22 protein-coding genes are annotated in these 22,123 nt (G+C 69.6%); 7 read left to right on the forward strand and 15 right to left on the reverse strand.

Going from position 1 to position 22,123, the window contains the following annotated elements:
• Window positions 1–219 precede the first annotated feature (219 nt).
• On the reverse strand, window positions 220–1,647 hold the full coding sequence (gene rox, locus AB0F38_RS28400; RefSeq protein WP_361899234.1) for a rifampin monooxygenase: 1,428 nt from the start codon (window positions 1,645–1,647) through the stop codon (window positions 220–222).
• 452 nt (window positions 1,648–2,099) lie between these two features.
• Here rox and AB0F38_RS28405 point away from each other — a divergent pair, with 452 nt between their 5' ends.
• Window positions 2,100–2,663, forward strand: coding sequence for a GNAT family N-acetyltransferase (locus AB0F38_RS28405; RefSeq protein WP_361899237.1), 564 nt, complete (start codon window positions 2,100–2,102; stop codon window positions 2,661–2,663).
• Here AB0F38_RS28405 and AB0F38_RS28410 read toward each other — a convergent pair.
• The 11 genes from AB0F38_RS28410 to AB0F38_RS28460 form a co-directional block, all read right to left on the reverse strand.
• Window positions 2,654–4,183, reverse strand: coding sequence for a type IV secretory system conjugative DNA transfer family protein (locus AB0F38_RS28410; RefSeq protein WP_361899240.1), 1,530 nt, complete (start codon window positions 4,181–4,183; stop codon window positions 2,654–2,656). The genes AB0F38_RS28405 and AB0F38_RS28410 overlap by 10 nt on opposite strands.
• Window position 4,184: 1 nt before the next feature.
• Window positions 4,185–5,603 (reverse strand): ATP-binding protein, encoded by a 1,419-nt coding sequence (locus AB0F38_RS28415; protein WP_361899243.1) that lies wholly within the window; start codon window positions 5,601–5,603, stop codon window positions 4,185–4,187.
• 39 nt (window positions 5,604–5,642) lie between these two features.
• The gene (locus tag AB0F38_RS28420) at window positions 5,643–7,193 is read right to left on the reverse strand and encodes an SCO6880 family protein (protein WP_361899246.1); all 1,551 of its coding nucleotides are present in this window, start codon (window positions 7,191–7,193) and stop codon (window positions 5,643–5,645) included.
• Entirely contained in the window at window positions 7,190–8,527 is a 1,338-nt protein-coding gene (locus AB0F38_RS28425; protein WP_361899249.1) for a hypothetical protein, read from the reverse strand. The genes AB0F38_RS28420 and AB0F38_RS28425 overlap by 4 nt, the downstream gene beginning before the upstream one ends.
• On the reverse strand, window positions 8,517–9,386 hold the full coding sequence (locus AB0F38_RS28430; protein ID WP_361899252.1) for a hypothetical protein: 870 nt from the start codon (window positions 9,384–9,386) through the stop codon (window positions 8,517–8,519). The genes AB0F38_RS28425 and AB0F38_RS28430 overlap by 11 nt, the downstream gene beginning before the upstream one ends.
• 181 nt (window positions 9,387–9,567) lie before the next feature.
• Window positions 9,568–9,876: a hypothetical protein gene (locus tag AB0F38_RS28435; protein ID WP_014047394.1), complete on the reverse strand. Its 309-nt coding sequence runs from the start codon at window positions 9,874–9,876 to the stop codon at window positions 9,568–9,570.
• 329 nt (window positions 9,877–10,205) lie between these two features.
• On the reverse strand, window positions 10,206–10,862 hold the full coding sequence (locus AB0F38_RS28440) for a DUF402 domain-containing protein (protein ID WP_361899256.1): 657 nt from the start codon (window positions 10,860–10,862) through the stop codon (window positions 10,206–10,208).
• The gene (locus AB0F38_RS28445) at window positions 10,859–11,761 is read right to left on the reverse strand and encodes an aldo/keto reductase (protein ID WP_361899259.1); all 903 of its coding nucleotides are present in this window, start codon (window positions 11,759–11,761) and stop codon (window positions 10,859–10,861) included. Before AB0F38_RS28445 ends, AB0F38_RS28440 begins: the two co-directional genes overlap by 4 nt.
• 44 nt (window positions 11,762–11,805) lie before the next feature.
• Window positions 11,806–12,030 carry a DUF397 domain-containing protein gene (locus AB0F38_RS28450; protein WP_361899262.1) on the reverse strand — a complete coding sequence of 75 codons (225 nt, stop codon included), beginning with the start codon at window positions 12,028–12,030 and terminating at the stop codon, window positions 11,806–11,808.
• Window positions 12,023–12,211 carry a DUF397 domain-containing protein gene (locus AB0F38_RS28455; RefSeq protein ID WP_361899265.1) on the reverse strand — a complete coding sequence of 63 codons (189 nt, stop codon included), beginning with the start codon at window positions 12,209–12,211 and terminating at the stop codon, window positions 12,023–12,025. The genes AB0F38_RS28450 and AB0F38_RS28455 overlap by 8 nt, the downstream gene beginning before the upstream one ends.
• Before the next feature lie 11 nt (window positions 12,212–12,222).
• The gene (locus AB0F38_RS28460) at window positions 12,223–13,074 is read right to left on the reverse strand and encodes a helix-turn-helix transcriptional regulator (protein ID WP_361899268.1); all 852 of its coding nucleotides are present in this window, start codon (window positions 13,072–13,074) and stop codon (window positions 12,223–12,225) included.
• 213 nt (window positions 13,075–13,287) lie between these two features.
• Between AB0F38_RS28460 and AB0F38_RS28465 the strand changes: the two genes are divergently transcribed.
• Window positions 13,288–13,752, forward strand: a complete 465-nt coding sequence (locus AB0F38_RS28465) for an ATP-binding protein (protein ID WP_361899271.1) — start codon at window positions 13,288–13,290, stop codon at window positions 13,750–13,752.
• A 186-nt stretch (window positions 13,753–13,938) separates the two neighbouring features.
• Here AB0F38_RS28465 and AB0F38_RS28470 read toward each other — a convergent pair whose 3' ends face one another.
• The gene (locus AB0F38_RS28470) at window positions 13,939–15,522 is read right to left on the reverse strand and encodes an adenosine deaminase (RefSeq protein ID WP_361899274.1); all 1,584 of its coding nucleotides are present in this window, start codon (window positions 15,520–15,522) and stop codon (window positions 13,939–13,941) included.
• Between the two features lie 106 nt (window positions 15,523–15,628).
• Window positions 15,629–16,252: a histidine phosphatase family protein gene (locus AB0F38_RS28475; protein ID WP_361899276.1), complete on the reverse strand. Its 624-nt coding sequence runs from the start codon at window positions 16,250–16,252 to the stop codon at window positions 15,629–15,631.
• 206 nt (window positions 16,253–16,458) lie between these two features.
• Between AB0F38_RS28475 and AB0F38_RS28480 the strand changes: the two genes are divergently transcribed.
• From AB0F38_RS28480 to AB0F38_RS28500, 5 genes are all read left to right on the forward strand, one after another.
• Window positions 16,459–16,845, forward strand: a complete 387-nt coding sequence (locus AB0F38_RS28480; protein ID WP_361899279.1) for a hypothetical protein — start codon at window positions 16,459–16,461, stop codon at window positions 16,843–16,845.
• Window positions 16,842–18,629, forward strand: coding sequence for an alpha/beta hydrolase (locus tag AB0F38_RS28485; protein WP_361899282.1), 1,788 nt, complete (start codon window positions 16,842–16,844; stop codon window positions 18,627–18,629). Before AB0F38_RS28480 ends, AB0F38_RS28485 begins: the two co-directional genes overlap by 4 nt.
• Before the next feature lie 224 nt (window positions 18,630–18,853).
• Complete coding sequence (locus AB0F38_RS28490; protein WP_361899285.1) at window positions 18,854–19,174, forward strand: hypothetical protein; 321 nt, start codon at window positions 18,854–18,856, stop codon at window positions 19,172–19,174.
• A 115-nt stretch (window positions 19,175–19,289) separates the two neighbouring features.
• Complete coding sequence (locus tag AB0F38_RS28495; RefSeq protein WP_361899454.1) at window positions 19,290–20,279, forward strand: bifunctional lytic transglycosylase/C40 family peptidase; 990 nt, start codon at window positions 19,290–19,292, stop codon at window positions 20,277–20,279.
• Window positions 20,280–20,613: 334 nt separating this feature from the next.
• The gene (locus AB0F38_RS28500) at window positions 20,614–21,348 is read left to right on the forward strand and encodes a phosphatase PAP2 family protein (protein WP_361899288.1); all 735 of its coding nucleotides are present in this window, start codon (window positions 20,614–20,616) and stop codon (window positions 21,346–21,348) included.
• 510 nt (window positions 21,349–21,858) lie between these two features.
• Here the strand turns inward: AB0F38_RS28500 and AB0F38_RS28505 are convergent.
• Entirely contained in the window at window positions 21,859–22,065 is a 207-nt protein-coding gene (locus AB0F38_RS28505) for a hypothetical protein (protein WP_361899291.1), read from the reverse strand.
• Window positions 22,066–22,123: the final 58 nt, after the last annotated feature.

Here is a 22,123-nt window from a genome sequence, read left to right on the forward strand (position 1 = left end):
AACAATTTTTCCGGGGAAGCCCCGTGCCTTTGTGGCACGGGGCTTTTCTGCGTTCAGGGTGTTTTTCAGGGCCGCACGACCGATCGCGGGCTCACCACGAACATGATCCCGCCGCCCTCGGAGCCCAGGGAGGGCGGCGGGCCGGCGGAGATCCTTTCCGCGTCCCATGGGCCGGCATGCCGTCACCGCGGCCCGACCGTACGGGCCGCGGCGGCTTGCTCAGCCGATGGCGGCGCCGAACCACCGGGACAGTCGGTCCCGCAGGTCCCGCTGGTCCTCACCGACCCACGCCACATGGCCGTCCGGCCGCAGCAGTACCGCAGGCACGTCCAGGGCCTCGGCGACATCGACTGCGTGGTCGACCCGATCCGCCCAGCCCGCCACCGAGAGTTGACCGGTCCGGTCGAGCAGCAGCCCGCGGCCTTCGCGCATCAGCTCGTAGAGCCGCCCCTGCTTCAGCTCCACGTCCCGCATCCGCCGTCCGAGCAGTTCGTGCCCCTCGCCGAAGTCGTAGCGTACGTCGACCGCGGTGATCATCCCGGTCACGTAGCGGTTGACCTCCTCGAAGTCCATCAGCTTCGCGAACAGCTCCCGCAGCGCTGTCGTACCCGGATCGGTCCCCATCAGCGCGATCTGCGCGCGGGTGTTGTCCAGCACGCGGGCGCCCACCGGGTGCCGTTCGGTGTGGTAGCTGTCGAGAAGGCCTTCCGGCGCCCAGCCGTCGACCGAGGCGGCCAGCTTCCAGCCGAGGTTGAAGGCATCCTGTACGCCGAGGTTCATCCCCTGTCCACCGGTCGGCGGATGGATGTGCGCCGCGTCGCCGGCCAGCAGCACCCGGCCGACCCGGTAGCGATCGGCCTGCCGGGTGGCGTCGCCGAACCGGGACAGCCATCGCGCCGAGTGCGCGCCGAAGTCGGTCCCCGCGACGGCCCGCAGCCGCTGCTTGAACTCGTCGAGGGTCGGTGCGCCGGTACGGTCCTCGGACACCCCGTCGGCGGGCACGACGATGCGGCACACCCCGTCACCGCCGGGGGCGACGCCGAACCGCAGTTGGGTCTTGCGGACTTCCTCGACGACGGCGGCGATCGTCGCCGGATCCTCGGTCACCTCCATGTCGCCCAGCAGCGTCTCGACCCTGGCGGGCTCGCCGGGAAAGCCGACGCCGATCTGCTTGCGCACCGTGCTGCGGCCGCCGTCGCAGCCGACGAGGTAGCGCGAGCGCAGGCGCGTGCCGTCCGCCAGCTCGACGGTCACCCCGTCCTCGTCCTGGCTCAGGCCGGCCACCTCGCAGCCACGCCGGATCTCCGTGCCGAGTTCGAGGGCACGCGCGTTGAGCAGCCGTTCGGTGACCGGCTGCGGAGTGGCGAGGCCGTACGGGTGGGCCGTGTCCAACCGGTCGGGCCACGGCTTCATGATGCCGCCGAAGAGGCCGCCGACCTGGAACTTCTCGCTGACGGCGAGGAACCGGTCCAGCATGCCGCGCTGGTCCATCATCTCGACGCTGCGCGTGTGCAGGCCTTGCCCGCGGGACTCTGCGGTCGGCTCGGTCAGCTTCTCCAGTACGACCGTCCGCACACCGTGCAGCCGCAGCTCGGAGGCGAGCATCAAGCCGGTCGGTCCGCCGCCGACCACGATCACGTCAATCATCAGAACGCCCATTCAAACGAGGTTGGATCGGGCCAGCAGCTCCGCGCAGACCGGCGGAACAGAGCCGCATGTAGTTCGCGCGTCTGCCATTGGTGCAGGTTCTGGCCTCGGCCGGTCATTCTGCGGCCCGACGGGGGCCTTGCCGCAAGGCCCCCGTCGGGCTATAAATTGAGAGTGGCAAGGAGTGGTTCTCCTCCTCCACGAAACTCCCCGCAGCGTCGACCTCGCGGTCGGCGTCTTGAATTCTGCGCTCCGGCACGGCGGCCTGCGTTACCTGCGGATCGGCCCTGCACGGCGGTGAATCGGGTGTCGGCATCCTGCCCGCACAGGGACAGTCGAGCTCAGGACCGCCCTCGGGTTCGGGACGCCGCCTGCGGGCGGTGTACGCCCGCCACGAGGTGAGGGGACGGAAGTCAATTGCCCTGGTGAGGGTGTCAGGGCACCATCGCCGCATGGACTACTTCATACACGCGGTCCGGGCCGACGAGTGGGCCCGTGCCAAGGAGATCCGGCTGGTGGCACTGCGGGACCCGGTCGCTTCGATCGCGTTCCTGGAGACGTACGAGCAGGCGCTGGCCAAGCCCGACGCGTTCTGGCAGCAGCGGACGGCCGTTGCCGCCGAGGGGATTCGGACCCGTCAGTTCGTCGCCGAGGCTCCCGACGGGCGGTGGGTGGGCACTGCCTCCGTGCTCGTGGAGCGGCCGGCGGAAGGCATGCGCTTCGGAGAGGCGGCCGTGGTCGATCAGACGCACGTGGTCGGCGTGTTCGTCCGGCCGGAGGTCCGGGGGAGGGGCGTGGCGGACGCCCTGTTCCAGGAGGCGATCGACTGGTCCTGGTCGCTGACCGGTCCGCCGATCGAGCGGGTGCGGCTGTACGTGCACGCATCCAATCTGCGGGCCGCAGCCTGCTATCGCCGGATCGGTTTCGTCCCGACCGGGCGCACGGTGCTGCTGGAGGGCGATCCGGCGGACCGGGAGCTGGAGTTCGAGATACGCCGGCCGGCGGTTCAGGTCTGAGCGGACGCGGTCCCGCCCCGGACCGGGGGTTCGGGGGCCGTGAGCTGTTCCCGCCACCGGGCCCGGCCCTGCTCCTCGGAGCGGAGGAGGACGAGGGTGGGCATGCCCAGCGCTTGACCGGTCGTCAGCAGTTCCGGCAGCTGGGGAAGGGGTGCCACGGCCGCGACGTCGTCGAGGACGAGCGTCATTGGTGGGTCGAGCCGACCGTCGGTTGACCGTGCGGCCATGCGGCGGCCGTGCTCGACCACGTGTGAGGCGAGTGCGGTGAGGAGGGGCATCGCACCGGGGCGGTGGCGGGGGTCCTCGATGGGTTCACCGACCACATAAAGTGTTCCCCCTTCACCCGTAAAAGATTCCAGTACGAGCGAATCGGCTCGGTTCGGTGTGCAGGCCTCGCGGATGTGGACCGAGGAGAGGGCCGTGAAGGCCCGTACGGTCAGTTCCTGGGCCATCTCGCGGCGTTCGGGATATCCGGTGAGCGCGGACTCCAGGAGCCCGGCGAGACCGGAGGCGGCCTTGGGGTGGGTGCGGAGCAGGCGTACCGGTTCGTGCGCGCTGCCGCCGGAGGCCCAGCGGTGGACCTGTCGGAAGGGGCGGCCGTCCACGGCCGCGGCGTGCAGCCAGCACTGCAGGAGGGTCTGGGCGGTGTCGGCGACGGCCGCGTCGATCCGGGCCTGCGGGCGGACCGGGGCGAGGAGTGCTGCGGCCCGTGCGGTGGCGGTGGCGGGGTCCTCGCAGCCGGCGGTGGGCGACCAGTGGAGGCGGGACGGGGTGTCGCAGAGGTGGCCCGGGTCGTAGACGAGGACGGGGCCGAGCTTGGCACGGGTGTCCTTCGTGTCGGCCCAGACCGTGGGGTCGGACGTGACGACGAGAACGGGGCCGTCGGCGTCCTGGACGGCCTGGATGACGGTGGGCCGGCGTCCGGCGGCCGTGCCGTAGAGGAGAAACGGTGCGCGGGGCGAGGGGACGGCCGGGGCAGGTCCGGGCGCGGGAACGGGCTCGGGGGCTGCGGTTGCCGCCTCGGCGTACGCGGGAGGTGCGGGCGCCTCGACGTACGCAGGGGCCGGCGCGGCCACGCGTGCGGGCTGCGGCGCGACCTCCTGTGCGGGCTGTGCGGACGGCGCCCGCGTCGACGTCGCGCCGCGCTGCCTGCGTACCAGGCGCCAGCGGGCCACCACCCCCACCACGAACACGGCGAGGACCACCAGCACCATCAGCTCGCCGATGAACAGACCCCAGAACAGCCCGTATCCCGACAGCTCGCCGGGCGGGGTGCCGGGCCAGGCGCCCGGGAGGTCCTGGGGCTCGACGGCCAGGGCTCGCAGGGCCAGCGGCGTCCGGGCGAACGTGACACCGTGCGGCCAGCTCCCGTGGGCGAACAGGCCCGCCAGCCCCGTGGCCGTCCAGGCCAGGATCGTCAGCCCGGCCAGGAAGGCCAGGAGGCCGATCAGCAGCCCGTCCGGGATGCCGCCCTGGCCCTCGCCACCGCGCTCCGCACGGGATGGTGCCTGGCGTGCCATGTCATGCCACCGTTGACTCGGACGACTCGTTCAGCCGTTGCTGGTGCTCGATCCTTGCCGCTCGCTGCTCCGCCTCCAGCTCCGCGGCTCGTACGTCCTCGGGGAGCATGTCCGATGTGGAGCCCTCGGTCATCGCCCGGTCGGTGAAGACCAGGGGGCGTTCCGCCTCGGTGATCAGGTGTTTGACGACCTGTACGTTGCCGTTGACATCCCAGACCGCGATGCCCGGCGTCAGCGTCGGGATGATCTCGACCGCCCACCTGGGCAGACCGATCACCTTGCCCGTGGCTCTGGCCTCGTCCGCCTTCTGGGCGTAGATCGTCCGGGTCGAGGCCATCTTCAGGATGGCCGCCGCTTCCTTCGCCGCGGCCCCGTCGACGACGTCGCTGAGATGGTGGACGACTGCGACGAACGACAGGCCGAGCCGTCGCCCGAACTTCAGCAGGCGCTGGAAGAGCTGGGCGACGAAGGGCGAGTTGATGATGTGCCAGGCCTCCTCGACGAGGAAGATGCGCTTCTTCCGGTCGGGCCTGATCCAGGTGTGCTCCAGCCACACGCCGACGATCGCCATCAGGATCGGCATCGCGATGGAGTTGCGGTCGATGTGCGAGAGGTCGAAGACGATCAGCGGGGCGTCGAGGTCGATGCCGATCGTCGTCGGGCCGTCGAACATGCCGCGCAGGTCACCGTCGACCAGCCGGTCCAGGACGAGGGCGACGTCCAGGCCCCAGGCCCGTACGTCGTCTATGTCGACGTTCATCGCCTCGGCGGACTCGGGCTTCGGGTGGCGCAGCTGTTCCACGATGTCCATCAGGACCGGCTGGCGCTCGGTGATGGTCACGTTCACGTACGCGTGCGCGACCTTGAGTGCGAAGCCGGACCGCTCGTCCAGGCTGTGCCCCATGGCCACTTCGATGATCGTGCGGAGCAGGGCGAGCTGACCGGTCGTGGTGATCGTCGGGTCGAGCGGGTTGAGCCGGATCCCGTCGTTCAGCGCGGCGGTCGGGTCCAGGCGGATGGGGGTGATGCCCAGCTCCTGGGCGATGAGGTTCCACTCGCCGACACCGTCCTCGCCCTGGGCGTCGAGGACGACGACCTGACGGTCGCGGAAGCGGAGCTGGCGGAGCACGTACGTCTTCTCCAGTGCCGACTTGCCGTTGCCGGACTCACCGAGCACCAGCCAGTGCGGGGCGGGCAGCTGCTGCCCGTACAGCTGGAACGGGTCGTAGATGTAGCCCTTGCCGGAGTACACCTCGCGCCCGATGATCACGCCGGAGTCGCCGAGGCCCGGTGCGGCGGTCGGCAGGTAGACGGCCTGGGCCTGACCCGTCGACGTACGGACCGGCAGCCGGGTCGTCTCCACCTTTCCGAAGAGGAAGGCGGTGAAGGCATCCGACAATGCGGACAGCGGGTCTCGCATGGCGTGACTGCCCTCCCTCTCGGTTGTGGGTCGACGTGGTCAGCGACGGATGCCGGTGGCGAACGGCAGGGTGTTCACGAAGGCACGGTGGTGCTCACGGTCGCACCACTCCAGCTTCAGATACGACTTGCCGGCGGAGGCCCGGATCGTCCGCTTGTCGCGGGCGAGGGCCTCGGGGGACCGGGACGACACGGTGATGTACCCGACCAGGTTCACCCCGGCCGCGCCGCTCGCGAGATCTTCACCCCGCTGGTCGAGCCGGCCGTGGGCGGCGATGTCGCGCGGGTCCACGGTGCGGTTCATCTTGGCCTGACGGCTGGCCTCGGCGTCGTCGTTCGTCTTCTCCGTGAGCATCCGCTCGATGGCGACCTCGGTGGGTTCGAGGTCCATGCAGACCGCGACCGTACGGATGACGTCGGGCGTGTGGACGAGGAGCGGGGCCAGGAAGTTCACGCCGACGGGGGTCATCGGCCATTCCTTCACCCAGGCCGTGGCGTGGCACCAGGGGGCGCGGGTCGTCGACTCGCGGGTCTTGGCCTGCAGGAACGTCGGTTCGACCGCGTCCAGCTCGGCCGGCCAGGCGTTGCGCTTCGTCATCGCCTGGATGTGGTCGATCGGATGGTCGGGGTCGTACATCGAGTGCACGAGGGAGGCGAGCCTGCTCTGGCCGAGCGGCTGGCGCACCCGGATGTCGGCCTCCGCGAGACGGGCGCAGATGTCGGTGAGCTCACGCGCCATGACGACGGCGAGGCCCGAGTCCCGGTCGATCCTGCGCGTGCCCCGGGGGCGTACGGCACGGGCCATGGCGTTGGCCTCGGCGGCCAGCTCGCGGCTGTAGTGCATGCACGCGACGAGGTAGGCGCGGTGCTGCTCGCTGGAGGTGGAGACCATCGACTGGAGCTGGTCGTACGACTCCTGCAGCCAGCCGGGGGCCGTCTTGTCGCCGCGCTGGGCGACGTCCTTGGCGTGCGCGTCGGGGTCGGCGGGGAGGGTGCGCGCGAGCATCTGGAGGCGCGTCACGAAACCGTCGCCGTTGGCCACGTGCTTGAGCAGTGTCCCGAACCGGTCGACCAGGGCCTCCTGGTCCTCGCTGTCGCGCAGGCCGACGCCGGGGCCCTCGATCTCGATGGCGGCGGTGACGGTACGGCGGTCGGCGTGCAGGAGCACGGCGATCTCGTCCGGCCCGAACGGTGCCGCGAGCCAGCTGATCCTGCCGATGCCGGGCGGCGGACCGATCTCCACCTCACGCCCGTCGGCGCTGACCCCTGCCTCCATGGCAGCCGAACGGTAGGCCGTACCGCGGCGCACGGTGCGCTTGAAGCTGCGGTTGATCTCGAACCACTTGTAGAAGGTGCGGCCCTTGTAAGGGACGTACACGACGGCCAGGGCGAGCATGGGGAAGCCCACGAGCGCGACGATCCGCAGCGACAGCGCCGGGATGAGGAGCCCGCTCATCATCCCGAGGAACGCCCCGGCGATGATCAGCGCGATCTCGCCCGTCTCGCGGTTCTTGCCGACGATCGCGTTCGGCCGGGCGCGGCCGATGAGATACGTACGGCGGGGCGCGATCGTGTGGGACTGGGTCGTCAACGCCCCCCACCTCCTGAGCTCGTGTTACCTGTGCTGCCTGGACCGCCCCGCGAGGGACGGCTGCCGTGAGGGGTGCCGGAGGTGGGTCCGGACCCGCTGCGGGGCGAAGGCGCGGGGACGGATCCGCCCCCGCCGGAACCGCGGGAGCTGTGCGCGGCGACACCGCCGCTGACCGCGTTGGCGGAGCGAGCGCCTCCGCCACCGCTGTCGCCGCCTCCGCCGCGTCCGCTGTGGGTCTTGATGCCCTGGGAGACGAGAGCGGCGGGAGAGCTGATCATCGCGGCGGCCTGGGAGCCGTCGGTGGCCTGCTTGCGGTTGGTGCGGGCGCCCTGGATCTCGTCGCCGAAGCCGGGGACGAAGCGGTAGATCATGGCGGAGGCGAAGATGGCCAGCAGGATGATGGCGAGGCCGGACACGACGGCGGACATGGCGTTCGGCCCGTCGTCCTCGGAGAGTGCGCCGGCGAGCCCGAGCACGATGACGATGACCGGCTTGACCATGATCACCGCGATCATGATGCCCGCCCAGCGGCGGACGTGGCCCCACATGTTCTTGTCCACGAGCCCGGAGTAGACGACGACGCCGAGCAGGGCGCCGACGTACAGCAGGGCGGCCCGGATGACGAGCTCCAGCCACAGGATCCCGGCGGCGAGGATCGACACGAGCGAGACGACGATCAGCATGATCGGCCCGCCGCCGATGTCGGTGCCCTTCTTGAGCGCCTCCGCGAACGATCCGAAGAAGACGTCGGTCTGACCTCCGGTGGCGGTCGAGATGCCTTCGGTGACGCCGTCGGTGGCGGAGACGACGGTGTAGAGGATGAGGGGGGTGAAAGCGGAGGCCAGGACGGTCAGCCAGAGGAAGCCGATGGCCTCGGAGATCGCGGTGGTCAGCGGAACGCCACGGATCGCGCGCTTGGCCACGGCGAGCAGCCAGAGGACGAGCGTGAGGATGGTCGAGGCGGCGAAGACGACGGCGTACTGCTGGAGGAACTTCTCGTTGGTGAAGTCGACGGTGGCGGTGCCCTCCACGGCCTCACTGAGCTTGCCGACGGTCCAGGAGGCGGCGTCGGCGCAGCCGCGGGCGAGGGAGGTGAGGGGGTCGAGGGCGTCGTCGGTGACGGTGGGCGCGCGACGGGCCGCGCCGCCGCCGGATTCGTCGCCTTCGCAGTAGTCCTTGGCTGGGCCGACGATGAGGTCGCACTTGTCTTTGTCGGACGGCGTGGGCGTTGGGGAAGGTGCGGCGACCGCCCGGCTCGCAAGGATCACGATCATTGCCTGGGCGCCCGCGAGGACCGCGCCGATCCGGAGCACAGAACGCGAACTAGCGGGCATACGTGAACCCTCCGTACTCCTCGACTGCCTCGGCGATCTCGTCGGCGTTGGAGGCCGTACGGTCGGTGTTCACCGGGGCTGGGCCATCCTTCTGGGAAAAACTGTCGACCTTCCAGTCGTTGCCTGACCACTGGAGCTTCAGCGTCATGGTGAACCAGTCATTGCTCACCGGATTGGTGGAGCTGACGCCGGCCGTGCCGAAGACGCCGGTGCACCAGACCTCGACGGTGGCAGTCGCTGCCGAGTAGGCAGCCGTTTTCGTCCCCACGGGCGCGGTTCTCGAGACATACGTCAGGCCTTCGGCTGCATTGCCGTTTGCGTCGAGGCCGACTTTGTCGAGGAACTCCTTGTCGTATGCCTGATTGAACTTGGCTTCCAGTTCGCTTACCCGCTCTGCAACGAAGATCTGGCGCACGATCTCACCTCGGCTGACCGGCTTGAGGATCTCGGCGGAGACGAGCGCCACCGCGTAATTCGCCGCCGCGCTCTGCGCCCCCTGCTCGTCATGCGCGAAGCCCGACGCGATCGTGCCGTTCCTGCCCTGCACCGGCTTCGTGCCCGTGGCGGCCGTGGGACCGGCCCCGGCGGCGGGTGGTTCCTTGCCTGCGGCGGGGCCCTCGGCCTCGCCTCCGCTTCCGCCCCGGTTCGCGAACGCGATAGCCGCGACGAGGAGGACGACCACGCCGACCACCATGATCAGCGAGCGGGAGTTCCGGGCAGGCCGACGCCCGTAACCGTCGCCTTCGTCCCCACCGGGAAGGCGCGTACGGGTCTGCCGCGTCCCGCCGAGGGTGCTGTACGCGTCCTCCGTACGGCCGCCCGGGTCACTGCCGTAGCCGCGCTCGTCGCCCTGGCTCATGCCGTGTACGCCCCCTCAGCCGTCTGCAGTTCCGCGTGGTACGACGGTAGCTGTGCTGGTTCCCGCGTGGGTGCGGTGTGGTGACTCGACATCAGGGGACGCAACCTCTGCCGGTGGGCACGACGGACGGGTGGTGTGGGGCGGGTGCGGGTCTGGCCATGGGCGGATGGCTGACTGGAGGTCAGACAGCCATTCCGTACACGATGGTGAACAGGGTGCCCAGCGACCCGATGATGAAGACGCCGGTCAGGCCCGCCACGATCAGGCCCTTGCCCTGTTCGGCGCTGAACGTGTCACGCAGGGCCGTTGCGCCGATGCGCTGCTTCGCCGCACCCCAGATCGCGATGCCGAGGCAGAGCAGGATGGCTACCGCCATCACCACCTCGATCATGATGCGCGCCTCGTTGCCCAGGGTCCCGAACGGCCCCCAGTTCGGGGCGATTCCGCCGATGATGGTGGTGATGTCGCCCTTTTCAGCTGCCAGGATCATGTAAGTCACCGCCCCTGATGGGTAGTTCGCCGCCCGCGCCGTTCGACACGGGTCGGTCTCTATCTTCGCTGATGAAACCGGCATCGCACGACGCCTTCCCGGGTCTCTTTACCCGGATCTCGCACGTTTGACCGGGGAGGTCGCCCTGACCTGCGACTCGAGCCGGGATCCGCTGTATACATGGTTACTCTGTGTATCACGGGGTGTGACCGCTAGCAACGACAGTGGCCATGGGTTCCGGGTGCGGTCGCAGCGTTCGCCGGACGTGGCGCGTTCGTACGCGCGGTCGAGAGCTGTGAGTGCGCCGGTGGCTTCCGGCCGATGCGTCATCAGGAGGCCGGCGGGGAAGAGCCTTCGGGGCCGTGGCGCCGCAGGACCGTTCGTGCAGGGGGTGCGGAACGGGGCGGCGTCCTCCAGTGCGGGGGTGGCCGGAAGGCGCACCAGGAGCCGTCGAACGGGAAGGCCCGCGACTCGGCGAGACGGGCCACTCTCTCCCCCTCGGCGCGGATGCCGGCCGCCTCGTCGGTCGACCAGTACGCCGGATGCCCGGTCTTTTCGGCGAACGACCGCTCGTCCTTCCATTGCCAGGCGCGGTCCGGCGCCACCTGGATGTCGAGTTCGTGGTCGGCGACATCGATGTCCTCGCCGCGGTGGACACGGCGTTCGAGGTTCACGTACCAGCCCCGGAATCTCTGCCTCCGCCCGAAGAACCAGAACACCGCGTGCCCGGCCCCGGCCGGCTGGTGGATGAGGGCACTGCCCAGGGGCCACCGGTCGGCCTTCACGCGATAGCCCTCGGCCGGACGGTCCTGCGGCGGGATGTCCCGGAGGTGCGCCCCGCCGGGCAGTTCCGTACGCCACATCGGGGTACCCGTCTCCAGCCACACCAGCTGCCCTTCGTCCGTGCGCTCGACGAGGCGTACGGGGACGGAGGAGCTCAGGTGGCCGCCGATGAAGAGGTTCCAGCGGAGGATCTGTCCCTTCATGAGGTGAGCAGGTCCAGTTCGCCGGCGGTGAGCCGCAGTGCGCCGACCGCCACGTTCTCTTCGAGATGGTCCGGATTGCCGGTGCCCGGGATGGCCAGCACGTGCGGTCCCTGGTGCAGCGTCCACGCCAGACGCACCTGTGCGGGCGTCGCGTCGTGGTTGCGTGCGACGGTGAGCACCGCTTCGCTCACGACGGTGGTCGCGCCTGCCTCGCGTCCGGCACCGGCGATGGCCCAGAACGGCACGAACGCGACGCCCTGCTCGCCGCACCGGCGCAGGAACGCGTGGTGCCGGGGCGGGGAGTCGATGCCGTACCTGTTCTGTACGCAGACCACGGGGGCGATGCGCCGGGCCTCGGCGAGCTGTTCCGGCGAGGTGTTGGAGAGGCCCAGGTGCCGGATGAGGCCGGCCTCACGGAGCTCGGCCAGGGCGCCGAAGTGCTCGGCGACGGACGAGGACGTGCTGCTCGGGGCGATGCGCAGGTTCACCACGTCGAGGTGGTCGCGGCCGAGCTGGCGCAGGTTCTCCTCGACCTGCCCGCGCAGCTGGTCCGGTTCGGCCCAGGTCCATTCGCCGGAGGGGTCCCGGCCCGGTCCGACCTTGGTGGCGATGACCAGGTCGTCGGCGTACGGGGCGAGGGCGGTGTTGATGAGCTCGTTGGCGGACCGCAGGGGTGAGAAGTAGAAGGCGGCGGTGTCGATGTGGTTCACGCCGAGCTCGATCGCACGGCGCAGGACACGTACGGCCCGGCCCCGGTCGCTGGAGTCGCCGTGCGTGAACGCCGGCCCGTTCTGAGGGAGGCGCATGGCGCCGAAGCCGATCCGGTTGACCGTCAGGTCGCCGAGCGTCCAGGTGCCGGCTGCGGATGCGGAGATCGTTTCCGAGGGCGAGGTCATCATCGGAGTTCATTCACCGGCCCGCGATGAGGTGTGGGAGACGGCGATCACGGGGCTTCCTCGGCGAAGTGGTCGAACTCTCCGGCCCGGACGCCCTGCGTGAAGGCGTCCCACTTGGCGCGGGTGGTGGTGACCACCGTGTCGGGGGCGTCGGTCTCACGGAGGTGGACGAGGTCCCCGGCCCCGAACGCGATCTCGATCCATGGCCCGGGGCCCTGTGCATCCTCGGGGGCGGCACGGATCCAGCTGAGACCGGCGGGGACGTCAGTCATGGGACCGGATTGTCTTGACGTTGCGGACGAGGGCGGCCCACGCGGCCGGCGTGGTGTGGATTATGGCGCCGGTGGGGTCGCTGCTCTCGGTCACGTGGACCGCGCCTTGATGCGCGGAGACGTGTACGCAGGATTCCCCTTGCCCGCAGTACGAGGATTTCTGCCACTGGTACGAGGACATGTGGGACTCCTTCACAGTTCGTTGATCATGCCGGTGACGAAGTCCCTGGACTTCGACGGTGTGAGAGCGACTGCTGCCATGCGGTCCAACAGGACGCGGTAGGACTCCAATTCAGCCTCGGCGTCCACGAGTGCAGGGCCGTGGGACTGGTCCAGGGAGACGGTGTCGAGCCGGGGCGCGGAGCCCTGTATGTACAGGATCGTCTGACCTGATCCGGGATAGGCGCCGATGCGGAACGGGATGACCTGGACTGTGATGTGCTCACGCTCACTCTGCTCCGCCAGGTGGCAGAGCTGGGCCTTGGCGACACGTTGACCACCGACCGGCACGCGGAGGGCCGCCTCGTGAATGACCGCTTGGAAGGGCGGCGGAGTCGGGCGGTCGAGGACTGCCTGACGTTGGAGCCGGTGGCTGACTCGATGCTCGATGTCCGTACGGGAGAACTCGGGAACCACCTGCCGGAAGATTTCACGGGCGTGGTCCGTGGTCTGGAGCAGGCCCGGGATATGCGCGGTGTTCGCCGACCGCAGTGCGGTGGCGTGGTGTTCGAGCTCGGCGATGTCCAGGAGCGGTGTGGGCAGCACTTCCCGGAAGGTTTCCCACCACCCGCCTTTGCGTTCCCCTGCCAGGTCTAGCAGGCCCTTGATGTAGGCACTGTCCGAGCAGTGATAGTTCCGGGCCATGGCCTGGAGACGCGCAGGGCTGACTCCGAAGCGGCTTGCCTCGATGTTGCTGAGTTGGGCTTGGCTGACGCCGATCAGGCGTGCGCTTTCGGTGGCGGAGAGCCCTGCTCGCTCCCGCAGACGGCGGAGCTCGGTTCCGAGGCGCTGGCGGCGGACGTTCGGAGTGGCTCTGGCAGTCACGCGTCAACCTCCCTTGCTGAACACGCTTATGAGGCTGTCACCCACAAGAGTGCATACATCAAGTAATTGGCGATAGTGCAAATACTTTATGCGGTCAGCCACTAGCTTGGGACTCAGGCCACCCGCCCGGAAGAACCCCGCTCGACGGAGCGACCTGGTCACTGGGCAACGCGTCACATCGCCCCCGACATCCCTCCGTGAACGGAGACTTCCATGGCCATGGCCACCGTAACGCCGCCCTGGGTGTACACCCTGCAACTTCCGCGAGATCCCCGGGCGCCAGGTGTGGCCCGCTCCACCCTCCGTGCCGTCCTGCGGGTGCACGGCATGGCGGAGCTCATCGATACCGCCGAGCTGCTGGCCAGCGAACTGGTCACGAACGCGTACCTGCACTCCGAGGGTGCGTACTCCCTGCGGCTGCGTGGGGCGGGGCGGCAGCGCGTCAGGATCAGCGTCTGGGACACCGACCCGCGCATTCCCGCGCCGTTCGGCTGTGGCTGGAGTGCGGAGGCTCCGGCTGCCCTGGCCGAGCGCGGGCGCGGGCTTCACCTCATCACGCTCTGGGCCGAGAGCTGGGGTGCGTACCCGATGAGAGGCGGGCTGCCGGGTCAGGGCGGGAAGCTGCTGTGGGTCGAATGCGCGGGAAAGCCGGAGTGTCAGAGGGGTGATCTATCGTAACGCTTTGTAGTCACCCGGTGGATCGGTGGATCGGTGGAGGGATCCTTATGTCTGAGGCGTACGGATACGGTCGGCAGTCCGGTGGAATCGACGCAGGACGGGGCATGGACCCCCCACGGCAGTTACCAGAGGTGGGGCCGGGGCGCGGAGTGAGGCAGACCTGGGATCCGCCCCACCCCGCCCTGATCAGCCCGCGTACCGGGCTTCGAACCTCCGGAACGACTGCTCCTGGCGCCACTCCAGACGAGCCTTCAGGCTCTGCGCGAGCAGCCGCTCACAGCGCGCCGACTGCGGCATGCGGCACTCCTCGACCAGCCGGAAGCCCTTGCGCACCGGATCGGTACGCCACAGGCTGCGGCCCGGCAGGAAGGCGTACTCCAGGGATGCCCGCGCGAGGTCCTTCAGCTCGGCGTAGCCGAGTCCGTAGGTGCGCGCCGCGCGCTCGTACTCCTGGCCGATGTCTCCGCGCGACACCCCGGGGTCGTCCGTGGAGAGCACGACCGGGACGCCGTACGCCCGGTAGACGGGGAACGGGTGCTCCGCGCCCTCCACCTGGAGGATCTGAGCGTTGCTGGTGAGCGGTACCTCCACGGCGACCTGGCGTCGTGCCATGTCGCGTGCCAGCTGTCGCCAGTTGTCCTCGTGCACGAGATCGACGCCGTGGCCGATCCGTTCGGCCTGACCGGTACGTACGGCGTCGTCGATGTGGAACGTGAGGTCCTCGGGCTTCACGAGACCGGGGACCAGTTCACCGGCGTGCAGGGTGATGTGGGCGCGCGGATAGACCCCGTGCAGGTAGCCCAGCATACGCATGTGGAGGCGGTAGTCGCGGAGGGAGATCTCGCCGTCCTCCGGCTGGACCAGGTTCACCGCGACGAACCGCTGGTCGCGCTCGGCCAGGCGCAGCCCCAGCGCGATCTGGGTGAAGACACGCTCGGGAGCACTGTTGCGCGACACCTGGGAGATCCAGCGCACCGTGATCCGGCAGCCCGGGTCGGGATCGGCACTCGCACACCGCGCGGTCGTACGGAACTCCCGGTCCGCCGTGTCCGCTTCCTGCTTCGAGTCCGTGACCAGCTGGTCCAGGCGGCCACCGGCGAGCAGTTTGCGGTGCAGGGCGGCGAGGTCCGGGTCCCACCCGACGTCCGCGGCCAGCTTCTTGGCACCGTCCGACGCGGGGGTGACCATGGTTTCGAGGTAGGTCTGGTTCTGTACGGCCGCGGTGCGCGCCACGTCGGCCAGCATCTTCCCCCGGTGCGCGGTCGCTGCGCCGAACTTGCCGAACGTAGCGAAGAAGTGGTCGTGCCCCGACTCGCCCCGCGGGAAGTCCTGCATGGACCAGGCCCGGACGATGGCCTGCCTGAACGCGGCATCGGTGAGGGCGTCGGCGGCCGGGCGCTTGCCGGGGCCGCACGGCGGTGCGACGGCTGTCAGTGTGGCGTCGACGCAGAGGCCGTCGTCGGCGGCGAGTTGGATGAGGTACTCGGTCCGTACCGCGCCGGAGAGGTGATTGTGCAGGTCACCGCCCTTGGGCAGGTCCCGGAAGAAGCGGTCGGCCGCCATTGCCCCTTGCGGTTGCGCGTCCAGCCAGGCGTCGGTCCGGATCTCGGCGGCGGTCATGGGCCGAGGCGGTACGGATACGGCAACGGCCGCCCGGGCGGGTGGTCCGGCGGGCAGCGACGACACGAGGGCCGCCGCGGCCAGGCCGGCAGTCAGCAGCAACCGGCGGCCGTGCGATGAGTTGCGGAGTACGGAGATCACCCCTCGCATGATCACGAAGAGAGCGGTGCGCCACCCCGTACTGCGTACACAGCGTTCCGTAAACCATCCGTCCGAGGGACCCTGGGATATCCGTTCGCCGGGTCGGACGTGGAACTCAGGCGTGGAGCTCCGGCGGGAAGCCGGTCCAGCGGAGCTCTGTGGGGAGGTGGCTCATGTCGTTGACCATGACCACCGCCGCCGGACGGTCGGGTGCGTAACGGATGACGGTCAGTGCCGCGTTTGCGTGGTTCAGGCCCATCCAGCGCCAGGCGGGGGCGTCGAGGGCGTCCCGTACCAGCCAGGCGGCCAGGAACGCGTGGGTGACGACCAGTTCGTGGCGGGGCTCGTCGCCTGCAACCGGTCCGGTGAACCGCCCCAGCGCGGCACGGGCCAATTCGGGACCGCGTTCGCGTTCTTCTGCCGGGAACTGTTCCACGAACGCGAGCAGGCGGTCCGCGGAGTCCGGTGGGAGCTCGTCTCGCTGCGGGAGGTACGGGATGTAGTCCCCGGCCGCGTCCGAGGCCTGCAGCGGGATGCCGCCGAGCTGTTGGTGGACGATCCGGGCGGTCTGCGCGGCGCGGGGGAGCGGGCCGTGGTGGACGGCGGAGAGGTGGCTGCTCCGGAGCCGTTCGCCGAGCAGGGTGGCCTGGCGGCGGCCGTCCGGCGTCAACTCGTTCTCGTCCGGCGAGGCCTGGCCGTGCCGGGCGACGTAGAGGTAGCGGGTGGCGGTGCCGGTCACGGTGGGTCCCCTCGGCGCACAGCTGATCTTGTGGATGCCACGAGGGACGCCGTGGGGTCACGGGCCGGTTCCGCGTCGCGCGTACGGGTGAACGTGCGGGTGGGGGATGCCTTGGTGCGGCAGGGGCGGGGGTCCGGCCGCCGGCGGGCCCGGCGTGTCGGGTACGCCGGATTTGGCACAGTGCCGCTCCGTGACCGAGGAACGGGGTGAGCGGTGTGGCCGTGGTGCGCAGGCTGAGTGATCTGGCGGGTCCGCCAGCCGGTGGTGGCGCCGGCAGGGAGGAGCTGAAGCACAGCGACGGGCCGTGGCTGCGGGCCGCGGGGGGCGCGGACGCGCTGAGCACGCACCTGGGGCCGGTGCCTTCGGAGTTGTCGACGGCCCACGAAGGGCTGGTCGCGGGGGCGGGTGACCTCTCGGCCCTCGCGGAACTCGGCACCGTACGGACGTCCTGGGAGCGGAGGATCGCGGCGGCGCGGGGCGAGTGCGCGAGCCTCGCGGGTGCGCTGCGGGCCGTCACACGGGCCCAGGGGGAGACGAACGAGGCCGTGAGGTCGTCGTTCGCGCCGGTCGCGGACGAGGCCGGGGCGCGGTGACGTCGTCGGGCCTGACCTGGGCGGCGTTACGGGAGCTGAGGTGCGGCGAGCTGGAGGGCGCGGCGGACGGGTGGGGCGCTGCCGGCAACCGGGCGGACGCGGCGCGGGACCGGATCGACCAGCACCTGCTCAACGGGCTGCGCGACACTCAGCAGGGGGAGGCGGCGGCCTCCGCTGTTGCCCGGTTGCGGCAACTGAGCCGGAACCTCCAGTACGTCTACACGGAGTGCGGGCTGCTCCGTACGACGCTGAACAGCCTGGCCCACGAGCTGAAGGCGCAGCAGCGGGTGCTGGCCGCAGCGCTGGACGACGCGGTGACGCTGAAGTTCATCGTGCACGCGGACGGTTCGGTCACGTACCCGGCGGCGGGCGAGGCCCTCGTCGACGGCCCGCCGCCCCAGGGCGGTACGGCGTCGTCGGGCGGCCTGCCGGGTTTCGTGGCGCCCTCGGGGCTGATCGCGCCGAACCCCCACGCCGCGAAGGCGCAGGACATCGCGGACCGGGTGGCGGGGGCGGTGCGGGCAGCGGCCGAGATCGACTGGCGGTACGCGGGAATCCTGCGGAGGCTGAAGGCAGAGGAGGGCCTGAAGGTCCCGGACTCGACGTGGAAGGACGCGGCGGGGGACGCGGCGGCGGTCCGGGGTGCGGCGGGGGCGTACCTGAGGAACGCCATCCCGCACGATGCGACCCCTGCGGAACGGCATGCGTGGTGGGTGGGCCTGACCCAGGAACAGCGCGAGGAGTACCTGGCGGTCTATCCGGACCGGATCGGCAACCTGGACGGGATCCCGGCGGTAGTACGGGACGCGGCTAACCGGGACAACTTGCAGCTGCTGATCGGGAAGCTGGAAGGCCGGGACGACGAGAAGTCGGTGACGCAGTTGGCGGGGCTGCGCGAGATCGACCGGCAGTTGGGGGCGGTCCCGAAGCCCGGGGACCCGCCGATGTTTCTCCTCGGCATCAGCGATGAGGGTAATGGTCGGGCGATTGTCTCCTACGGCAATCCTGATACGGCTAGGAATGTTTCGACCTATGTTCCGGGATTGAACACATCGTTGGATGAGGGTTTTGCTAAGAACGACCTCAAGCGGGCACTGGACACCGCTAAGGGGACCCGACACTACGACCCCTCTGGTGCTGCGATCGTTTGGCTCGGCTATGACGCTCCGCAGACGCCCGACGGGTTAGGAAGTCTGGCAGTAATGGGTGAAGCCCGAGCCGAGCGAGGCGGGGGCTCCTTGAATGGGTTTATGGGTGGGCTGGTGGCTACGAATCAGACCGGGGACCCGCACATGACGGCTATCGGGCACTCGTACGGATCGCGCACTGTTGGTGCCGCTACGCAGCGGGAAGGCGGTATGCCTGGCGTTGACGACATCGTCCTGGTCGGAAGCCCTGGGGTGGGCGTAGGTCGTGCAGAGGACCTTGGGGTCGGGAAGGAACACGTGTTTGTCGGTGCGGCAGAGAACGACATCGTCACCAAGCTCCCATCCAAACAGCAGGTTGCTCTCGGTGCCGCCTCGGGCCCTTTCGCATACGTAGTGGGGGACATTGCCGACCGGGGAAACGATGATCTCTGGTTCGGTAAGGATCCGGCCAGTGACGCTTTCGGCGCCCGGCGCTTCCAGGTTGATGACGGGCCGCATCTCGTTGGACCCGCTGGGTTCTCTATCGACGCGCATTCTCAGTACTTCGATCCGGTCCGCGATTCGGCCTCAGCGCACAGCATTGCCTTGATTTCTTCCGGACGTGCCGAGAAAATCAAACCTGAGGAGCACCGATAATGCGCAATTTTCGTAAGGCGCTAGTAGCTCTGATCGTCTTTGCTTCGCTCCTGGGGTGTGCAAGTAACATCAAACCATTGGATGAGGGTATGGATATGCAGGGGGCCGCGGAGCGGGCTGACGGAATCTTGGACGCTGTCCTGCGAGATATCGACCCTGAAGTCGCCTGGACACACGACACGACCAGCATCGGCAGCTGCGACGTGACACGAAGGAGGGCTGTCATGACCATTGTCTCAGCGGACCGTCGCGGTAGCTTTCTCGGAGTAGTCGACCGTTCGTGGCGGAAGAGCGGGTACAGGATCAAGTCCATCAACAACGACCCGGACGTCCCGGCCATCTTCGCGCAGACGAAGGACGGTTTCGGAGTCAGCCTCATCGTCGGTGGTGAGGGGCAGGTGTTCTTCGAGGTCGACAGCCCCTGCGTCGAGGAGTCGGAGGTGGCCGACTCCACCACCAGGCCCACGGCCCCCACCTACGAGGGCATGGAGAACATCCCCCGCCCCAACATCCGCTCCAGCTTCTGGTCCGCCGGCGCCCCCTGACCCCCCGTGACCGCCCCTGACGCCCCCTCATGCCCCCGTCCACACGTACACACCAGCGAATCGTGACGTGAACCCCGCCCGAATGGGGGATGGTTGGAGGGTGCGGAAATACTGGGTGTTCGTCGGTGGTGGGATCGGGCTGGGCCTGTGCTTCATCGCTCTGCTCGTCGTGGGTACGTACTCCGCCGCCGCCGGCATCTCCGGGGCGAGCGGGGCCGTGGGGCTGGCCAAGGGCGCTGTGCCCGCGCGGTACAAGCCGCTCGTGGAGAAGTGGGGCAATCTCTGCCCGGCCATCAACCCCGCTCTGCTGGCCGCGCAGTTGTACCAGGAGAGCGGCTGGAACCCCCGTGCCCAGAGCCACGCCGCCGCGCAGGGCATCGCACAGTTCATCCCCGGCACCTGGGCCTCGCACGGCGTCGACGGGGACAACGACGGGGACCGGGACGTGTGGGATCCGGCCGACGCGATTCCGTCCGCCGCCTCGTACGACTGCGAGCTCGCCGGATACGTCAAGAAGGTCCCGGGCGATCCGACCGACAACATGCTCGCGGCGTACAACGCCGGGGCCTACCGGGTGATCAAGTCGGGCGGAGTGCCCGCGATCAGCGAGACGCAGAACTACGTGAAGATCATCCGGTCGCTGGAGAAGAGCTTCGCCAAGCCGATCGGCCGGGTCGAGCCGTCACGGCAGGCGGCCGGGGCGATCTACTTCGCGCAGAAGAAGCTCGGTACGCCCTACCTCTGGGGCGGGAACGGTACGGCCGAGCAGGGCGGGAGGTTCGACTGTTCCGGGCTGACGCAGGCCGCGTACCGGACGGTCGACATCGAGCTGCCCCGGGTGGCCAACGACCAGTACAACGCCGGTCCGCACCCCTCCAGGGACGAGTTGCTCCCCGGCGACCTGGTGTTCTTTTCGGACGACCTGAACAACTCGCGGGCCATCCGGCACGTGGGGCTCTACGTCGGAGGCGGGTACATGATCAACGCGCCGTTCACCGGGTCCGTGATCCGGTTCGACAAGATTGATACGCCTGACTACTTCGGTGCGACGCGAGTCACCAAGGACGGGGCCGAGGCGCTTCCGACCGCGCTTCCGGGGAGCTGACGGGTGCGCCGGACAGAGGGCTCGCGGGAGCTGACGAGGAGTCGGCCGTGGCCGGAACTCTCTGTGAAGCCTGGGCCCTGAGCTGCGACGATGAGTCACTCTTCGATAACGTCATGGTGATCATTCGGTGGAGAGTGGAACGTACACGGGCGGCAGGCCGTTCCCTGGACTGGGACAGCATGCGCACTGACCATGCGGCACTGGCCAGGGCAGTCACGCGTCACGGCAGCACAGCGTCACGCAGTACTGAATCCGAACCGACCACGGGGGTCCGACCAAGGCGGCGCACACCGTTGTGCGCCGCAGCAGCAGACAAGGCAAGGGGCCGCAGCAGATGGCTGGACTCGCACTCGATGGGTCGAACCCCGACGTCAGCCTGCTCTACGACATCAATGGGCTGGCGAAGGCCGCTCCCACCTGGTTCGACCAGGTCATGGGGTTCGTCGGTGAATTCGGGATCATGCTCGGCATGGTCCTGGTGGGCCTGTGGTGCTGGTGGAGCGTTCGCCGACGCGGGACGACCGAGGATTCGGTGACGGGAGTCGCCGGGCTCGTGTGGGCACCCCTCGCGGCCGGGATCGCGTTGATCATCAACATCCCGATCCGCGGGTTCGTGGAGCGGCCACGTCCGTTCAACGACCACGAGGGACTCGAAGTCCTGGTGGAGGGCAAGACCGACTTCTCCTTCGTCAGCGACCACGCGACGATGGCGATGGCGATCGGCGTGGGAATCTTCGTGGCCCACCGGAAGTTCGGCCTGTTCGCGATCGCGCTGGCGCTCCTGGAGGGTTTCTGCCGCGTCTACATGGGCGTGCACTATCCGACCGATGTGATCGGCGGCTTCGCCCTGGGTACGGCTGTCGCACTGCTGCTCGCCCCGCTCGCGATGATGCTGCTGACTCCTCTGGTGGGGGCCGTGGCCCGTGCAGGAGCGGTCGGCGGGCTCGTCCGCTCGCGCCGCCCGGTCGTCGCCGCGACCGACGGTCCGGGCGAGTCGCGCGGGATTCCCGAGCCGCGCCCGGGTTCGGGCCGGGGCGCCTCGCCGGACGAGAAGGATCTCGCCGCGTAGAGACGTCATGGACACCCGCGTGGCGACGTTCACCGAGACGTCGACCGGGGTGGCCGGCGAGATGTGGACGGTTGGAGGGGGCGGCCCATGGGCCGCCCCCTCCGCCGTGTACCGGTCCCCGCCCGGCCCTGGTGCCGGCCGGTGGCGGCGTCGGCGTCCGGATCACACGGCTCCGACGGCGAGGCATCGTGTCCCGTATCCGGGGGTGGTGGGTGTGACTGGGCGGCGGCCGTCACGGAGGGAAGTCCACCGGCGGCGCGGGTGGGCGGGGTCCGTCGGGCGCCGGGGTGAGCCGGTGGTCTTCCTGGAGACCTGTGCCAGGGATCCCGAAGGGTCGGCCTTCCGTCTCTGTTCCATGGGCGGGGCAACGGCGGCGTGGGCAGGTACACGCTCGTACGGCAGTGGGAGTCCACACCTCAGAGTTGATGTGCGAGGGTCGGCTGCGGGGCCTGGGGGGACGTGAACGGACGGCCTGGGCAGCCGGTGCTGTTCCGCGCACCGGCCCGCGGCTCAGCCGTCCGTGGCCGCGCGGTGTCCCGCCGCGTCCGTGCGGGCCCGGTCGCGTGAGCGGCGGGCCGGGCCCGACCAGCCGCAGGTGCAGCGGGCCAGGCAGAACGAGCCTCGTTCGACCGTGGTGATGCCGTGCGGCGGAAGGGTGGCGGGGGGTGTGGAGGCCGGAGCGAGCGCCGGGGCGTGGGCTGGGGGGTCCTCGTGCACGGATCCACGGTACTGCGGGCGGCCCCGTGCCGTGGCCGGGTGGGCCGATCGGCTGCCC

The sequence above is a fragment of the Streptomyces sp. NPDC025273 genome (genome assembly GCF_040638585.1).
GTDB lineage: Bacteria > Actinomycetota > Actinomycetes > Streptomycetales > Streptomycetaceae > Streptomyces > Streptomyces cinereorectus.

What these genes read in the sequence shown, in the direction of transcription:
- AB0F38_RS28465 (WP_361899271.1), top strand. Translation starts at nt 13,288, where the DNA reads ATGGCCATGGCCACCGTAACGCCGCCCTGGGTGTACACCCTGCAACTT.
- AB0F38_RS28405 (WP_361899237.1), top strand. Translation starts at nt 2,100, where the DNA reads ATGGACTACTTCATACACGCGGTCCGGGCCGACGAGTGGGCCCGTGCC.
- AB0F38_RS28470 (WP_361899274.1), bottom strand. Translation starts at nt 15,522, where the DNA reads ATGCGAGGGGTGATCTCCGTACTCCGCAACTCATCGCACGGCCGCCGG.
- AB0F38_RS28455 (WP_361899265.1), bottom strand. Translation starts at nt 12,211, where the DNA reads ATGTCCTCGTACCAGTGGCAGAAATCCTCGTACTGCGGGCAAGGGGAA.
- AB0F38_RS28415 (WP_361899243.1), bottom strand. Translation starts at nt 5,603, where the DNA reads ATGCGAGACCCGCTGTCCGCATTGTCGGATGCCTTCACCGCCTTCCTC.
- rox (WP_361899234.1), bottom strand. Translation starts at nt 1,647, where the DNA reads ATGATTGACGTGATCGTGGTCGGCGGCGGACCGACCGGCTTGATGCTC.
- AB0F38_RS28425 (WP_361899249.1), bottom strand. Translation starts at nt 8,527, where the DNA reads ATGCCCGCTAGTTCGCGTTCTGTGCTCCGGATCGGCGCGGTCCTCGCG.
- AB0F38_RS28445 (WP_361899259.1), bottom strand. Translation starts at nt 11,761, where the DNA reads ATGATGACCTCGCCCTCGGAAACGATCTCCGCATCCGCAGCCGGCACC.
- AB0F38_RS28410 (WP_361899240.1), bottom strand. Translation starts at nt 4,183, where the DNA reads ATGGCACGCCAGGCACCATCCCGTGCGGAGCGCGGTGGCGAGGGCCAG.
- AB0F38_RS28450 (WP_361899262.1), bottom strand. Translation starts at nt 12,030, where the DNA reads ATGACTGACGTCCCCGCCGGTCTCAGCTGGATCCGTGCCGCCCCCGAG.
- AB0F38_RS28440 (WP_361899256.1), bottom strand. Translation starts at nt 10,862, where the DNA reads ATGAAGGGACAGATCCTCCGCTGGAACCTCTTCATCGGCGGCCACCTG.
- AB0F38_RS28430 (WP_361899252.1), bottom strand. Translation starts at nt 9,386, where the DNA reads ATGAGCCAGGGCGACGAGCGCGGCTACGGCAGTGACCCGGGCGGCCGT.
- AB0F38_RS28500 (WP_361899288.1), top strand. Translation starts at nt 20,614, where the DNA reads ATGGCTGGACTCGCACTCGATGGGTCGAACCCCGACGTCAGCCTGCTC.
- AB0F38_RS28490 (WP_361899285.1), top strand. Translation starts at nt 18,854, where the DNA reads ATGACCATTGTCTCAGCGGACCGTCGCGGTAGCTTTCTCGGAGTAGTC.
- AB0F38_RS28435 (WP_014047394.1), bottom strand. Translation starts at nt 9,876, where the DNA reads ATGATCCTGGCAGCTGAAAAGGGCGACATCACCACCATCATCGGCGGA.